The organism is Klebsiella sp. 10-1, from assembly GCF_009758445.1.
Classification (GTDB): Bacteria; Pseudomonadota; Gammaproteobacteria; order Enterobacterales; family Enterobacteriaceae; genus Klebsiella; species Klebsiella scottii.
Genome location: NZ_WQRE01000005.1, coordinates 212,893 through 228,968, shown reverse-complemented (window position 1 = coordinate 228,968; position 16,076 = coordinate 212,893). Strand labels below are relative to the sequence as shown.

Sequence of the window (16,076 nt, the reverse complement as noted above, 5' to 3'; positions counted from 1 at the left end):
CGCTTATGCGGAGCATCTATGTCCTGGTTACTTGAAATGAAGAACATTACCAAATCTTTCGGCGCGGTGAAGGCCGTTGATAATGTCAGCCTGCGGCTTAACGCCGGGGAAGTTGTCTCATTGTGTGGCGAAAATGGTTCCGGCAAATCCACCCTGATGAAGGTGCTGTGCGGCATTTATCCGCACGGCAGCTATGAGGGCGAGATTATTTTCTCTGGCGAAACCCTGCAGGCCGCCAATATTCGCGATACCGAGCGTAAGGGCATCGCCATCATTCACCAGGAGCTCGCGCTGGTAAAACACTTAACGGTGCTGGAGAACATTTTCCTCGGCGCAGAAATTTCCCGCCACGGCCTGCTGGATTATGAAACCATGACCCTACGCAGCCAGAAGCTGCTGGCTCAGGTCAATTTGGCGATATCACCCGATACGCGCGTCGGGGATTTAGGTCTTGGCCAGCAGCAGCTGGTTGAAATTGCCAAAGCGCTCAACAAACAGGTGCGCTTACTGATTCTCGATGAGCCCACCGCTTCATTAACCGAACAAGAAACGGCAATTCTGCTGAACATTATTCGCGATCTGCAAAATCACGGCATCGCCTGTATTTACATCTCCCACAAGCTCAACGAAGTAAAAGCGATCTCCGACACCATCTGCGTGATTCGCGACGGCCAGCATATTGGCACCCGCGACGCCAGCGGCATGAACGAAGATGATGTCATTACCATGATGGTCGGCCGCGAGCTTACCGCCCTTTACCCCAGCGAACCGCACACCCACGGCGACGAGATTTTGCGCGTCGAAAATTTAACCGCATGGCATCCGGTCAATCGCCATATCAAACGGGTGAACAATATCTCCTTCTCTCTGCATCGCGGCGAAATCCTCGGCATTGCCGGACTGGTCGGCGCCGGGCGCACCGAGGCGGTCCAGTGCCTGTTTGGCGTCTGGCCGGGTCGCTGGGAGGGGAAAATCTATATTGACGGTCAGCAGGTGGCGATTCATCACTGCCAGCAGGCGATTGCTCACGGTATCGCCATGGTGCCGGAGGATCGCAAAAAAGACGGCATCGTGCCGGTGATGGCGGTCGGTAAGAATATCACCCTGGCCGCGCTGGACCAGTTTAGCGGCCCGCTAAGCAGCCTCGATGACGCCGGGGAGCAGCTGTGCATTCAGCAGTCTATCCAGCGGCTGAAAATCAAAACCTCGTCGCCGGATCTGGCCATCGGCCGACTCAGCGGCGGTAATCAGCAGAAAGCGATCCTCGCCCGCTGCCTGCTGCTGAACCCGCGCATTTTAATCCTTGATGAGCCCACCCGCGGCATTGATATCGGCGCGAAATACGAAATCTACAAGCTGATTAATCAGCTGGTGCAGCAGGGGATCGCCGTTATCGTTATCTCATCGGAGCTTCCGGAGGTGCTCGGACTCAGCGATCGGGTGCTGGTCATGCACGAAGGCAAACTGAAAGCGAACTTAATCAACCAGGGTCTGACCCAGGAACAGGTAATGGAAGCCGCACTGAGGAGCGAACACCATGTCGAAAAACACGTCGTCTGAGATAAAACTGGCCCCATCAGCCTCCGCCACCCTGCCCGGATTAAAGGGCCTGAATCTTCAGGTTTTCGTCATGATCGCCGCCATCGTGGTCATCATGCTGTTCTTTACCTGGGTTACCGATGGCGCCTACTTAAGCGCGCGCAATATTTCGAACCTGCTGCGGCAGACGGCCATCACCGGCATCCTCGCGGTGGGGATGGTCTTTGTGATCATTTCCGCCGAGATTGACCTCTCCGTCGGCTCAATGATGGGGCTTCTCGGCGGCGCGGCGGCCATCTTCGACGTCTGGCTCGGCTGGCCGCTGCCACTCACCATCGTGGTGACGCTGGCGATGGGGCTGCTGCTGGGCGCCTGGAACGGATGGTGGGTCGCCTATCGCAAGGTGCCCTCGTTTATCGTCACCCTTGCCGGCATGCTGGCGTTCCGCGGCATTCTGATCGGCATCACCAACGGCACCACGGTCTCCCCGACCAGCCCGGCGATGTCGCAAATCGGGCAGAGCTACCTGCCGGACGGCATTGGCTTCGGTATCGGCGTCGTCGGCATGGCCGCTTTTATTATCTGGCAGTGGCGCGGCCGCCTGCGCCGCCAGGCGTTGGGGTTAACCACCTCCGCCTCAACCGCTACCGTCGGCCGCCAGACCCTTACCGCCGTTTTTGTTCTCGGCGCAATCTGGCTGTTGAACGACTATCGCGGCGTCCCTACGCCGGTGCTGCTCCTCGCCGCGCTGCTGCTGGCCGGCATGTTTATGGCCACCCGCACCGCCTTTGGTCGACGGATTTACGCCATCGGCGGCAACCTTGAAGCGGCCCGCCTGTCGGGTATCAGCGTAGAGCGGACTAAGCTGGCGGTGTTCGCCATCAACGGCCTGATGGTCGCCATTGCCGGGCTGATCCTCAGCTCGCGGCTGGGGGCCGGCTCGCCGTCCGCGGGCAACATCGCCGAACTCGACGCCATCGCCGCCTGCGTTATCGGCGGTACCAGCCTTGCCGGCGGCGTAGGCAGCGTGGCCGGCGCGGTCATGGGGGCCTTTATCATGTCCGCGCTGGATAACGGCATGAGCATGATGGACGTCGCCACCTTCTGGCAATACATCGTTAAAGGCGCCATTTTGCTGCTGGCGGTGTGGATGGATTCCGCCACCAAGCGGCGCGCCTGAGACGCTGGACAACAGAATGCCCGAATTATTTGCGCTACCGCCAGATTTACGCATAAGTAGCTTGTAATAGTTCGGGCATTGGCCGGTATTGTATGGCCAGCAAGAGAGACCAGGGAACGAGATTATGTTTGAAAAGCGCCACCGTATTACGCTGTTATTCAACGCCAACAAAGCCTACGATCGGCAGGTTGTGGAAGGCGTTGGCGAATATTTACAGGCGTCGCAGCTGGAGTGGGACATCTTTATCGAAGAGGATTTCCGCGCCCGGATAGAGAACATCAGAGAGTGGCTGGGAGACGGGGTGATCGCCGATTATGACGACCCCGAAATTGAAAAGCTGCTGGCCGGCGTCGAAGTACCGATCGTCGGCGTCGGCGGCTCCTACTATCGCCCCGAGGATTACCCGCCGGTTCACTATATCGCCACCGATAACGCAGCCCTGGTTGAGAGCGCCTTTCTGCATCTTAAAGAGAAAGGGGTTCACCGTTTCGCCTTTTACGGGCTGCCCACCTCCAGCGGCAAGCGCTGGGCCGTTGAACGCGAGCACGCATTTTGCCAGCTGGTAGCAAAAGAGAAGTATCGCGGCGTGGTTTACCAGGGGCTGGAGACGGCGCCGGAAAACTGGCAGCACGCGCAGAACCGCCTGGCGGACTGGCTGCAAACGCTGCCGCCGCAAACGGGGATCATCGCCGTTACCGACGCCCGCGCGCGCCACGTTTTGCAGGCCTGCGAGCTGCTGCATATTCCGGTACCGGAAAAGCTCTGCGTCATCGGCATCGATAACGAAGAGCTGACCCGCTACCTGTCGCGCGTTGCGCTATCGTCGGTGGCGCAGGGCACCCGCCAGATGGGCTATCAGGCGGCAAAGCTGCTGCACCGCCTGCTGGATAAAGAAGCGCTGCCGCTGCAGCGCAGGCTGGTTCCCCCCATGCGCGTCATTGAGCGACGCTCGACGGACTACCGCTCCCTCTCCGACCCTTCGGTTATCCAGGCCATGCACTACATCCGCAATCACGCCTGCAAAGGCATAAAGGTCGAGCAGGTGCTGGACGCCGTCGGGATCTCGCGATCGAACCTCGAAAAGCGCTTTAAAGAGGAGGTGGGCGAAACCATTCATACGGTCATTCACAGCGAGAAGTTAGAAAAAGCGCGCAGCCTGCTGGTTTCGACGACGCTGTCGATTAATGAAATCTCGCAGATGTGCGGCTATCCGTCGCTGCAATATTTCTATTCCGTGTTTAAGAAAGAGTACGACGTCACGCCGAAGGAGTACCGCGACCGGCACAGCGAAGTAATGATGTAGCGGGAAAAGAGCGAAAAAAATGCCCGGGCATGCGCGCCGGGCATTTTTCATTATAGGATTTGCATTACATATGTGCGGCAATCAGACGCTGGTTATCCTGATACATCGCGAAGAGATAGTTGTTATAGCTCGACCCTTTGGTCGAATAGCCCTTCAGCTTATGAATCATCGTGCTGGCGGTCACTTCCTGGTCCGTTTTACGCAGCTGCGCACGGGAGGTGCGGAAGGATTTATACGCCGGATGCGTGTTCAGGTTGGTCACATAGGCCTGCACCGACTGTTCTACAGAATCAAACTGAGAATAGCCTTTCATCGCACCGCTGCAGTTGCCGCCGCCGCACTTCATACCAAACAAATTGTTGTTCATGCGCGCCAGCTTCGACGTACCCCAGCCGCTTTCGGCCGCCGCCATTGTGGCAACCATGCTGTTAGGAATAATGTCGACGCGGTCCATCAGCGTGTTCCACGGAATACGGCGCGTATTGCCGGACCATTTCACCTTATAGCGCGACGTTATATCTTTCAGACGCGTACGCTCGCTCGGCGACCAGCGGGAATCATACTGCTTGGTAACAAGCCAGTCACGATCGGCAGTAATCACCTGATTCTGCTTGGTAATATAAGGCATCACTGTCCGGAGAAACGCTTTTTTCCTTGGTGTTCCGGAAGGGTATTTTCGCAAATCAGGAAGTGAACTGCTCTTTACACTATTGCGAGAATACTCTTGTTTACCGCTGACCTTAACACTACTGCTTTTCTTTACTATCGGGGCTTTATGACTCGTTGTTGCCGTGTGGGTTGTTGCCAACGCACTACCTGAAAATATGCAGGTAAGTAACATGAGTATCGCGGCCCCATATCGTCGAATGGGAATCGATATCATTAGATCTCCTGGTCGGATATATGCATTCCAACACCTTGTTTTATGCGAAAAAACGTTAATTGAATCGCGAATAGTATCAAAAATACCCAGTGAGAGCACTAACAGAAATAGTCCAATTCCTAAAAGCTGTCATCTGAAATCGGTTTCTGCCCGCTGGAAACGTCGTAAAAATGCTAGCGCAGTCTCATTTTTTGGCTATTTTTTGAACTGAATCACTCACCCCTTTTCATCATCCCCGTAAAAGCGCAGGTGGGATGAGTTCATCCTGCGGTCAGACGGGCAAACTGAACAAAAAACCGCTTACAGGACTTCGGCATGAAACTCGCTGCTCTCGCGTCGCTACTGTTGCCTGGGATGGCCTTCGCCGCCTGGACCACCGCTAACTTTCCCACCTTCACCGAAGAAGGCACCGGCAGATTTATTAGCCAAAATGAGGTGGCGAAGGGTACACGTCCGCTGCAAATAAATTTTGACCAACAGTGCTGGCAGCCCGTCGGGACCATAAAACTTAACCAAATGCTCTCCATGGAGCCCTGCCGCGGCGCGCCTGCGCAGTGGCGAGTTTTCCGTGAAGGCCTGTACACCCTTGATGTCGATACCCGCTCCGGCACGCCGACGCTGATGATCTCCCTCAAAGAGAACGAAACGGCGTCAGCGGCGACGCCCCAGCTGCGTCAGTGCCCGAAATGGCAGGGCCAGCCGCTGACGATCGCCGTCGGCCAGACTTTTGCCGAAGGCAGCAAGGTACGTGATTTTTACAGCGGCAACATCGCGACGGTGAGCGGCGGCAAAGTCACCCTACAGCCGGCCCCCAACAGCAACGGCCTGCTGCTGCTCGAACGCGCGGAAACCGACGCCGCCGCGCCGTTTAGCTGGCATAACGCGACGGTCTATTTCGTTCTCACCGACCGCTTTGTTAACGGCAACCCCGCGAACGACAATAGCTACGGGCGGCACAAAGACGGCATGCAGGAGATCGGCACGTTTCACGGCGGCGACCTGCAGGGCCTGACCAGCCGGCTCGACTATCTCCAGCAGCTGGGCGTCAACGCGCTGTGGATCAGCTCTCCGCTGGAGCAAATTCACGGCTGGGTTGGCGGCGGAACCAAGGGAGACTTCCCCCATTACGCCTATCACGGCTACTACGCGCAGGACTGGACGAAGCTGGATGCCAACATGGGTACCGAAGCCGACCTGCGTCGTCTCGTCGATGAGGCCCATAAGCGCGGCATGCGCATCCTGTTTGATGTCGTGATGAACCACACCGGCTACGCGACGCTCGCCGATATGCAGGAGTTCAAATTTGGCTCTCTCTATCTGCAAGGCGATGAGCTGAAAAAGACGTTCGGCGAACGCTGGACCGACTGGAAACCCGGCCCGGGGCAGAGCTGGCACAGCTTTAACGATTACATCAACTTCAGCGATAAGGCCGGCTGGGAAAAATGGTGGGGGAAAAAGTGGATCCGTACCGATATCGGTGACTACGACAACCCCGGCTTTGACGATCTGACCATGTCCCTGGCCTTCCTGCCGGACCTGAAAACGGAATCGACAACGCCTTCCGGCCTGCCGAACTTCTATCATCTGAAAGCGGATACCGCAGCCAAAGAGATCCCCGGCTTCACGCCGCGCGATTACCTGACCCACTGGCTCAGTCAGTGGGTGCGTGATTACGGTATTGACGGTTTCCGGGTCGATACCGCCAAGCACGTCGAGCAGGCCGCCTGGCAGCAGTTGAAAACGCAGGCGACGGCGGCGCTGGCGGAGTGGAAAAAGGCCAACCCCGATAAGGCGCTGGATAGCGCGCCGTTCTGGATGACCGGCGAGGCCTGGGGCCACGGCGTCATGCAGAGCGATTACTATCGCCACGGTTTTGACGCGATGATTAACTTCGATTATCAGGATCAGGCGGCGAAAGCGGCGGATTGTCTGGCAAATATGGACCTCACCTGGCAGCAAATGGCGGACAAGCTGCAGCAGTTTAACGTCCTGAGCTACCTCTCATCGCACGATACGCGCCTGTTCCGCGAAGGCGGCAGCTCGGCGGCCGAACTGCTGCTGCTCGCCCCTGGCGCGGTGCAAATCTTCTACGGCGATGAGTCCTCGCGGCCCTTTGGCCCGACCGGCTCAGATCCGCTGCAGGGCACGCGTTCGGATATGAACTGGCAGGACGTCACGGGCAAAGCCGCGCTTAGCGTGACGCACTGGCAGAAGCTCGGTCAGTTCCGCGCCCGCCACTCCGCCATCGGTATGGGTAAGCAAACCACCCTTTCCCTGCCGCAGGGCTACGGTTTTGTGCGCGAAAACGGCGATGATAAGGTCATGGTCGTGTGGGCAGGCCAGCGCTAACCAGCGGATAAGCGACGCCCTCGGCAGCCGAGGGCGTCATAACAGAATAAATATCTATAAAAAACAAATATCTCAGCATAATAACAAAAGCCTCTCCGCATCCGCAGATTTGCACCTCGCCAACGCTGGCGTTATGGTTACCCACTTTCCAGACATACCGACAGATTATCCGCGATGACATTTTCACTTTTCGGCGACAAATTCACCCGCCATTCGGGCATTACCCGTTTGATGGAAGACCTTAATGACGGCCTGCGTACGCCGGGAGCAATCATGCTGGGTGGCGGTAATCCCGCACAAATACCGGAAATGAATGACTACTTCCACGGCCTGCTTGCCGACATGCTGGCTAACGGTAAAGCCCTTGATGCGCTTTGTAATTACGACGGCCCGCAGGGTAAAAGCGAACTGCTGAGCCTGCTGGCGCAGATGCTGCGTGACGAACTCGGCTGGGAGATTGAACCACAGAATATTGCACTGACAAATGGCAGTCAGAGTGCATTTTTCTACTTATTTAACCTCTTTGCCGGACGCCGTGCGGATGGCACGACCCGTAAAGTGCTGTTCCCGCTGACCCCGGAATATATCGGTTACGCCGATTCGGGTCTCGAAGAGGATCTGTTCGTCGCCACCCGCCCGAATATCGAACTGCTGCCGGAAGGCCAGTTTAAATATCATGTGGATTTCGAACACCTGCAGGTGACGGAAGAGACGGGCATGATTTGCGTCTCCCGACCGACCAACCCCACCGGTAACGTGATTACCGACGAAGAGTTAATCAAGCTGGATGCGTTGGCCAATCAACACGGCGTGCCGCTGGTCATTGATAACGCGTACGGCGTTCCCTTCCCGGGGATTATTTTCAGCGACGCCAGGCCGCTATGGAACCCCAATATCGTTCTGTGCATGAGCCTCTCCAAGCTGGGTCTGCCGGGCAGCCGCTGCGGAATTATCATCGCCAATGAGAAGATCGTTACCGCCATCAGCAATATGAACGGCATTATCAGCCTTGCTCCCGGCGGTATGGGCCCGGCGATGATGTGCGAAATGATTAAACGCAACGACCTGCTGCGCCTGTCGGAAACGGTTATTAAGCCGTTCTATTACCAGCGGGTTCAGGAAACCATCGCCATTATTCGCCGCTATCTGCCGGCAGAGCGCTGCCTGATCCATAAGCCGGAAGGCGCCATTTTCCTCTGGCTGTGGTTTAAGGATCTGCCTATTTCCACCGAGCTGCTCTATCAGCGCCTGAAGAAACGCGGCGTGCTGATGGTGCCGGGCGACTACTTCTTCCCGGGCCTTGATAAGCCCTGGCCGCACACCCACCAGTGCATGCGCATGAACTACGTACCGGACCCGGAGAAAATTGAAGCGGGCGTGAAGATTCTCGCCGAAGAGGTTGAACGCGCCTGGGGTGAACAGGGCGCGTAATCGCACGTTTTGTCGCCCGCCTAAATCGCCAGCGCCGTCCGCCGACGGCGCTCGCCGCTTAATCTCTCCAGCTCCGCCGACGTCATGCAGTACAGCGCCTGGGTCGGACAGGCCGCCACGCAGGCCGGGCCGTCTTCGCGATGGCCGCACAAATCGCATTTCAACGCCTGTACGCCATCGTCGGTCATCATCACGGACATCGCGCCGTACGGACAGGCCAGCATGCAGCTTTTGCAGCCAATACAAAGGGATTGTTCAACGTACACCGCGCCGCTGACCCGGCTAATCGCCCCCACCGGGCAGACGTTGGCGCAGGGCGCATCTTCGCAATGATGGCAGGTCACGGCGGTTGTAAAAGACCCGCTCTTCACCACCCAAATGCGGGCGCTGAAGGCTTTTGGAGAAAGTGCGGCGCAATCCTGATTTGCCTGGTGTGACACCACGCAGGCGACTTCGCAGGTACGACAGCCAATGCATTTAGCCGAATCCGCAATGATAAAACGGTTCATTTTCCACCCCGCCTGACGTTGATTAGCGTCAGAGTGCCAGAAAACGAACCGCCTTCGCTTTGATCCTGGCGGGGATTGTTGCCAGATCTGTCATCTGCCTAACCGCATCTGGCTTTTTGCCTACACGCGTAAGGTAAATCCCAGTTCGTTAGAGATGGCCTGTGCCGTGTCGCGCAGCGGCTTGAGCAAATTTTTCTCACCAATCTGTTTCAGACGTGACGTCGAGAGTGAGATGGAGATGGCATACGGCACACGGTGTTGAATATCAAACACCGGAACAGCAATGCAGGAAACGCCAAGCTCATTCTCTTCGCGGTCCATCGCCATCACGCTTTCACGAATTTGCGCCAGCTCATCGTACATCGCAGGTAGCCCCGTAATGGTGTTGCGCGTCAGAGGCTGAATCTGCTCCTGATGCGTCTCCCAGTACTCTTTCACATATTCCTGCTGACCAAACGCCATGTAAATCTTACCCATTGCCGAACAGTACAGCGGCATATGTTGGCCGATATAAGCGCGGGTACGCAGCATCCCGGTCGTCGGTTCCAGCTTATAAATCAGAATGGCGTGATCGTCCTCACGGCTGGAGAAGTTGATGGTTTCCCCGGTAGAGAGGTTTAGCGCTTCCAGATGCGGCGCCGCCACGTGGATAATATTCAGCGACGTCAGGGCTTTTTGACCGACGGCGATAAATTTCGTGGTTAAACGGTAACTCCCGGCGGCGGGCGCGGGAGTGACGTAGCCACAGGATTGCAGCCCTTGTAGTAATCGGTGCACGGTGCTTTTGTTCAGCCCGGCCAGTTCTGAAAGATGCGCCAGCGGGCAACCGTTGGGGTAATTGCTTAAGATTTCTATCAACATCAAACCGCGAAACAAGCTTTGGCTTCCAGCCGGCCGCTCTTTCTCCGGCGTGTTTTCACTCTCTTTTGTGTTCATCGCTTCCGCTCTCCATTCTGTGGCGACCTGATGGTAGCGCAAAGTGTGTTTCACTTCACGATCTGAACAGAAATTTTGTAATTAACTGATTTTATTGAATTTCAAAAACATCCTCCCCGATTGCTTTGTGAAATCATGATCGATATATTTGAAATCAGATTTCGCATAGTGAAATTTATAGATTGTAAAACGTTCTTATTCCCTCAGCGGGAGGTCACCTTAAATGGCAGAAGCAGCAGTGTTGTCTCCGTTGTTATCCATGCGCCACATTATCAAGCGCTTTGGTGGAAATGTGGCGGTCAATAACGTCAGTCTGGATATTTATCCGGGCCAGGTTGTGGCGCTGCTGGGAGAAAACGGTGCCGGTAAATCGACGTTGATTAAGGTGCTGGCTGGCGTCTATTCCCGTGATGGTGGCGAGATCCTGTTTCGCGGTCAGCCGGTGGATTCTGCCGCCGCGTTACGTCAGGGCAACGAACAGCCTATCGCCTTTATTCATCAGGATTTAGGCCTGGTAGAGTGGATGACCATCGCCGAAAACATGGCGCTGGTGATGGGGTTTCCCCGTCGCTTCGGCCTGATTGACTGGGCGGCCACCAAACGCCAGGCGCAAAAAGCGCTGGAAGATATCGGCATTCAGCTCGACCCGGATGACCGCGTGTTTGACCTTTCCCGCACCGAAAAATCCCTGCTGGCGATTGCCCGCGCGGTGGCAGTTGACGCCTCGGTGCTGGTGCTCGATGAACCGACAGCCTCGCTGCCTGCCGACGATGTACGCCACCTGTTCCGCGTCATGAACATCCTGCGCGAGAAGCAGGTAGGCATGATTTACATCACCCACCGCCTGGATGAGGTGATGGAGATGGCTGATACCGTTTGCGCCATGCGCGACGGCTGCTACGCCGGGGGCGGCGATATCGGCCGCTACAGCCTGCGTGGTCTGGTCGAACTGATTGTGGGCGAAAGCCTGCGCGATGACCAGCGTCAGGCCTTACCCGATGCCAGCGCCCCGGTGCTGTTGAAAATGGACCACGTCAAAGTGGGCGATACCGGGCCGGTCTCCTTCGAGCTGCGTGCCGGTGAGATGGTGGCACTCGCCGGTCTGCGTGGCGCCGGCCAGGAAGAGATTGGACGTTTACTGTTTGCCTGCCGGACGCAGGAAAGTGGACAAATCACTTTAAACGGCGTGCCGTTTACGGCGACAACACCAGGGGAGGCGATGTCCGCAGGCGTCTCTTTTGTCGCAGGCGACCGTCTTCATGAAAGTCTGATCCCGGGCATGATGGTGCGTGAAAACCTGTTTATGAACCCCTGTAAACACGGTCATGCGCTGCTTTCCCGCTATAACGAAAAAAGCGAAGCGCCGCTGAGCCGGGAGAAAATCCGCCAGTTCGACGTGCGCCCTTCGCAGATAAATATTGAAATCAGTGCACTGTCGGGCGGCAACCAGCAAAAAGTGGTAATGGCACGCTGGCTTTCGCTCAATGCCCCTCTGCTCATCCTGGAAGATCCTTCTGCTGGCGTCGACGTGGGCGCACGCGCAGAAATTTACGATTTACTCAATCAGGCGCTGCAAAACGGCGTTGCCATTCTGGTCATCTCCAACGACCTGGAAGAGGTGGCGCACATCTGTAACCGGGCGCTGGTGTTTAACCGCGGGCAGATCGTCGGCGAACTTCTCAACCAGGATGTCACCTTTGCCAGATTGCTTGAGCTGGCATCGGGCAGCGGCACCATACATTAAGTCGGAGTGCGTTATGGCTAAAACATCAATGAAATCGACGGCCCTGGAATCACGCGTATCACTTCATGAACACGGTGCGGCCACCTGGCTTGGACAATTGACCACCCGTTACGGTTTACCCGCGATCTGCGTGGTGCTGGTTATCGTTTTTTCACTGACAACGCCTTCGTTTGCCTCCCTGTTGACGTTGCAGGCGATTCTCGACAGCAAATCGAAAATCGCCCTGCTGGCGCTGGCAGCAACCATTCCGATGATTGTCGGCAAAATCGACCTGAACGTCGGCTTCGGCATCGTACTCTGGCACATCCTCGCCATCACTTTGCAGGTTGAATATGGTTTCTCCTGGCCCGCCGCGGTGGCGATCGTGCTGGTGCTCTCCGCGCTCTACGGGTTGCTGAACGGTATTCTGGTGGCGCTGGCGGATATCGACAGCTTTGTTGCGACCCTGGGTTCCGGTACGGTGCTGTACGCCGTCGCGCTCTGGCACTCTGGCGGTCGGCAGATCGTCGGTGACCTACCGGACGCCTTTATCGCCCTGCATCACTCCGACCTGTTTGGCATTCCGGTGGTGGCCTTCTACGTCCTTTTTGCCGCCGTGGTGTTGTGGATTATCACCGAACATACCCCGATTGGTCGCTGCATGTATGCGGTGGGCGGTAACCCGGTCGCCGCAGCGCTCAACGGCATTTCCGTTAATCGGTACATCATCGGGGCATTTATGACTTCCAGCACCTTAACCGGCTTTACCGGGGTGATCATCGCCGCCGAGCAGGGCGTGGGCCAGGCCAGCGTCGGTATGGATTATCTGCTCCCGGCTCTGGTGGGCGCGTTCCTCGGCAGCACCACCATTCGTCCCGGCCGGGTGAACGTCTGGGGCACGGTGGTAGGTATTGCGGTGCTGGCGATTGGTATTGCGGGCATCCAGCAGTTCGGCGGCGCGTTTTGGGTCGAACCGCTGTTTAACGGCGCGACGCTGCTGCTGTCGATTACCCTGGCAGGCTACGCCCAACGCCGTCGGGCATTAAATAAGAAACTGGTGCAGCGGGCACAATCGCCAGCATCAGGCTCCTCCGTTACCCAATGACTCTCGCGTAAGGAACTGAAAATGAATAACAAAATAGTTCAATACTGTCTGGCTGCCGGGTTGATGATGGCAAGTGGTTTCAGCCTCGCCGACGATACCTTTGTTCAGCAGGCGAAAACGGCGATTGCCAAAGCGACCGCGCCAGTCACCGCATGGGATGGCCCAACCCAGGGCCCGGTGCTGCAGCCTAATAAAAAGATCATTTTCATCGCCTCGGACATGAAAAACGGCGGCGTGCTGGGCGTTAAAGAGGGTCTGGAAGAAGCGGCGAAAACCGCAGGCTGGCAGCTGGATGTGCTGGATGGCGCAGGTTCGGTGAAAGATCAACTGGCGGCACTAAACCAGGCGATCGCCCGCAAACCGGACGGTATCGTCATTGGCGGCTGGAACCCGAACGTCGCCAAAATTCCGCTGAAAAAAGCGGTGAAAGAGGGCATCGTGCTGACCGCATGGCATGCGGTTCCCGCGCCTGGCCCGGTTCCGGCTTACAACATTTTCTACAACGTGACCTCCGACTCGAACGAAGTCTCGCGCATGGCGGCGCTGTATGCGGTGGCGAAATCCAACGGCACCGCCAAAGTGCTTATTTTCACCGACTCGCTGTACCAAATCGCGCTGGATAAAGCCAACGCGATGAAGAAGGTGATTGAGCAGTGCAGCGGCTGCCAGGTGGTGGAGTTTATCGATACCCCGCTTGCCGACACCTCCAACCGCATGCCGGGCATGACCTACAGCCTGATCCAAAAATATGGCGACAGGTTCGAATACTCGCTGGCGATTAACGACCTGTACTTCGACTTTATGGCCCCAGCCCTGCAAACCGCGGGCAAAGGCACCGGAGATAAACCGCCGTACAACATCTCCGCTGGCGATGGTTCCGTCACCGCCTACCAGCGCGTGCGTGAAGGCAAAGCGCAGATCGCAACCGTACCAGAGCCGTTGAAACTGCACGGCTGGCAGCTGCTGGATGAATTTAACCGCGCCTTCGCGGGCAAAGAGCCGTCTGGTTATGTCACCCCGGCACATCTGGTGACCAAAGAGAACATCGGCGCCGACGGCGGCCAGAACAACGAATTCGATCCGGACAACCATTATCGCGATCGCTACAAAGCCATCTGGGGCGTGAAGTGAGATGTTAGCCGTTACGGGAAGTTTTGAACGCCTGTGCTCACCGGCGATCTGGGCGGAAGGCCCGGTGTGGCTGGCAGACCAGCAGTGTCTGATTTTCAGCGATGTGAAGGGCAACAGGATGTTCCGTTGGGATGCGCAAAATGGAGTCAGCGTGTTTCGTGCCGAATCCCACTACGCCAACGGCAACGCGCTGGACAAGCAAGGGCGTTTGTTGACCTGCGAGCACGGTCGGCGCGGTATCAGCCGTACCGACGCCGCGGGCAATCACACCCTGCTGGTGGATAAAGTCGACGGGCTGCGTTTTAACTCCCCCAACGATATCGCGGTGCGCCAGGACGGGTCGATTTGGTTTACCGATCCGCCCTACGGCATCGTCGGTGACGAAGAGGGCTATCGCGCCGCAAGCCAGGTAATTGGCTGCTACGTCTACCGATTTGATGAAGCGCGTAACCAGGTCGCTATTGCCATCAGCGATACCCAGCGCCCCAACGGGCTGGCCTTTTCGCCGGATGATAAATGGCTATACGTGGCAGATATGTCGGTTATTGATTTTCCGAGCCAGGGCCGCCGGGAAATTCGCGCTTACCGTCTTGAAGGCGATAACGCGTTATTTTCCCACGTCGTAACCCAGGTCAAACCGGGTATTCCGGACGGATTCTGCGTCGACCAGGACGGGAATATTTACTGCAGCTGCGAGACAGGGATTTTGATTTTCTCCGCCGCAGGCGAATTACTGGAAACCATTGCGGTCCCCGAGCGCGTCTCTAACTGCACCTTTGGCGGCCCCGACGGGAATACGCTTTTTATTACGGCGACGACATCGCTGTACCGGGTGAGCCTCGCCCCATCCCGCCTTCAGGGATAAACCGGAGTAACACCGAAACGCACCGGTCCTGCCGGCGCGGTTTTGCAACCCAACACTATTTAGTGGAATAACATTCCACTATGTGAAACAAAAAGATGTAATGGAGAAAGCGTATGTTATTGAGTTTTTCTGACCTTAAAAATGAGTTTAACCGTGTCCTGCTGGCACGCGGCGTGGCGGCTGAAACCGCCGATGCCTGCGCGGAAATGTTCGCCCGCACCACCGAGTCAGGGGTCTATTCACACGGCGTAAACCGTTTCCCGCGCTTTATTCAGCAGCTGGAAAACGGCGATATCATCCCGGAGGCCCTGCCAAAACGCACCGCTTCGCTGGGGGCGATTGAACAGTGGGATGCCCGGCGATCCATCGGCAACCTGACCGCCAAAAAAATGATGGACCGGGCAATTGAACTGGCTTCTGACCACGGTATTGGCCTGGTTGCTGTGCGAAACGCCAACCACTGGATGCGCGGCGGCAGCTACGGCTGGCAGGCGGCGGAAAAAGGCTACATCGGCATCTGCTGGACCAACTCCATTGCCGTAATGCCGCCGTGGGGCGCCAAAGAGTGCCGCATCGGGACTAATCCGCTGATCGTCGCCATTCCGTCTACGCCGATCACCATGGTGGACATGTCCATGTCGATGTTCTCCTACGGCATGCTGGAAGTGAACCGTCTGGCAGGCCGCCAGCTGCCGGTTGACGGCGGCTTCGATGACGAAGGCAACCTGACCAAAGACCCGGCCCCCATCGAGAAAAACCGCCGTATTCTGCCGATGGGCTACTGGAAAGGTTCGGGCCTCTCCATTGTGCTGGATATGATCGCCACCCTGCTCTCCGATGGCTCTTCCGTTGCTGCGGTAACTGAAGACAACAGCGACGAGTTCAACATTTCGCAAGTCTTTATTGCTATCGAAGTGGACAAGCTGATCGACGGTGCCACCCGCGACGCCAAGCTGCAACGCATCATGGATTACATCACCAGCGCCGAACGTGCCGACGAAAACGTGCCGGTCCGTCTGCCCGGTCATGAGTTTTCCCGTCTGCTGGAAGAGAACCGCCGCAACGGAATCACCGTTGATGACAGCGTGTGGGCAAAAATCAAAGCGCTGTAAGGAATATCAT

At 56.8% G+C, this 16,076-nt stretch carries 13 protein-coding genes; 10 read left to right on the top strand and 3 right to left on the bottom strand.

Annotation, left to right across the window (positions count from 1 at the left end):
- Window positions 1-18: 18 nt before the first annotated feature.
- The 3 genes from GO007_RS19215 (at window position 19) to xylR (ending at window position 4,022) form a co-directional block, all read left to right on the top strand.
- Window positions 19-1,560, top strand: coding sequence for a xylose ABC transporter ATP-binding protein (locus tag GO007_RS19215; protein WP_095102748.1), 1,542 nt, complete (start codon window positions 19-21; stop codon window positions 1,558-1,560).
- Entirely contained in the window at window positions 1,538-2,719 is a 1,182-nt protein-coding gene (xylH, locus tag GO007_RS19210) for a xylose ABC transporter permease XylH (protein ID WP_095102747.1), read from the top strand. The genes GO007_RS19215 and xylH overlap by 23 nt, the downstream gene beginning before the upstream one ends.
- A 124-nt stretch (window positions 2,720-2,843) precedes the next feature.
- On the top strand, window positions 2,844-4,022 hold the full coding sequence (gene xylR / locus GO007_RS19205; RefSeq protein ID WP_041143169.1) for a D-xylose utilization transcriptional activator XylR: 1,179 nt from the start codon (window positions 2,844-2,846) through the stop codon (window positions 4,020-4,022).
- A 64-nt stretch (window positions 4,023-4,086) separates the two neighbouring features.
- On the opposite strand, the gene GO007_RS19200 is transcribed toward xylR, so the two are convergent.
- Window positions 4,087-4,905 (bottom strand): protein bax, encoded by an 819-nt coding sequence (locus GO007_RS19200; protein ID WP_095102988.1) that lies wholly within the window; start codon window positions 4,903-4,905, stop codon window positions 4,087-4,089.
- Window positions 4,906-5,220: 315 nt separating this feature from the next.
- Between GO007_RS19200 and GO007_RS19195 the strand changes: the two genes are divergently transcribed.
- Together GO007_RS19195 and avtA are read left to right on the top strand one after the other, a co-directional pair.
- Window positions 5,221-7,254 (top strand): alpha-amylase, encoded by a 2,034-nt coding sequence (locus GO007_RS19195; protein WP_095102745.1) that lies wholly within the window; start codon window positions 5,221-5,223, stop codon window positions 7,252-7,254.
- A 174-nt stretch (window positions 7,255-7,428) separates the two neighbouring features.
- Entirely contained in the window at window positions 7,429-8,685 is a 1,257-nt protein-coding gene (gene avtA / locus GO007_RS19190) for a valine--pyruvate transaminase (protein ID WP_095102743.1), read from the top strand.
- Between the two features lie 20 nt (window positions 8,686-8,705).
- Here the strand turns inward: avtA and GO007_RS19185 are convergent, their stop codons facing one another.
- Both GO007_RS19185 and yiaJ read right to left on the bottom strand, forming a co-directional pair.
- Window positions 8,706-9,194, bottom strand: a complete 489-nt coding sequence (locus GO007_RS19185; RefSeq protein WP_095102742.1) for a 4Fe-4S dicluster domain-containing protein — start codon at window positions 9,192-9,194, stop codon at window positions 8,706-8,708.
- Between the two features lie 120 nt (window positions 9,195-9,314).
- Window positions 9,315-10,130 (bottom strand): IclR family transcriptional regulator YiaJ, encoded by an 816-nt coding sequence (gene yiaJ / locus GO007_RS19180; protein ID WP_047663575.1) that lies wholly within the window; start codon window positions 10,128-10,130, stop codon window positions 9,315-9,317.
- 223 nt (window positions 10,131-10,353) lie between these two features.
- Between yiaJ and GO007_RS19175 the strand changes: the two genes are divergently transcribed.
- The 5 genes from GO007_RS19175 (at window position 10,354) to yiaK (ending at window position 16,066) form a co-directional block, all read left to right on the top strand.
- Entirely contained in the window at window positions 10,354-11,874 is a 1,521-nt protein-coding gene (locus tag GO007_RS19175; protein ID WP_047663576.1) for a sugar ABC transporter ATP-binding protein, read from the top strand.
- Window positions 11,875-11,887: 13 nt separating this feature from the next.
- Window positions 11,888-12,958 carry an ABC transporter permease gene (locus GO007_RS19170; protein WP_095102741.1) on the top strand — a complete coding sequence of 357 codons (1,071 nt, stop codon included), beginning with the start codon at window positions 11,888-11,890 and terminating at the stop codon, window positions 12,956-12,958.
- A gap of 63 nt (window positions 12,959-13,021) precedes the next feature.
- Window positions 13,022-14,089 carry an ABC transporter substrate-binding protein gene (locus GO007_RS19165; RefSeq protein WP_223261800.1) on the top strand — a complete coding sequence of 356 codons (1,068 nt, stop codon included), beginning with the start codon at window positions 13,022-13,024 and terminating at the stop codon, window positions 14,087-14,089.
- Between the two features lies 1 nt (window position 14,090).
- Complete coding sequence (locus GO007_RS19160; RefSeq protein ID WP_095102740.1) at window positions 14,091-14,954, top strand: SMP-30/gluconolactonase/LRE family protein; 864 nt, start codon at window positions 14,091-14,093, stop codon at window positions 14,952-14,954.
- Window positions 14,955-15,067: 113 nt separating this feature from the next.
- A complete protein-coding gene (yiaK, locus tag GO007_RS19155; RefSeq protein WP_047663579.1) occupies window positions 15,068-16,066 on the top strand; it encodes a 3-dehydro-L-gulonate 2-dehydrogenase in 999 nt (332 codons plus the stop codon).
- Window positions 16,067-16,076: the final 10 nt, after the last annotated feature.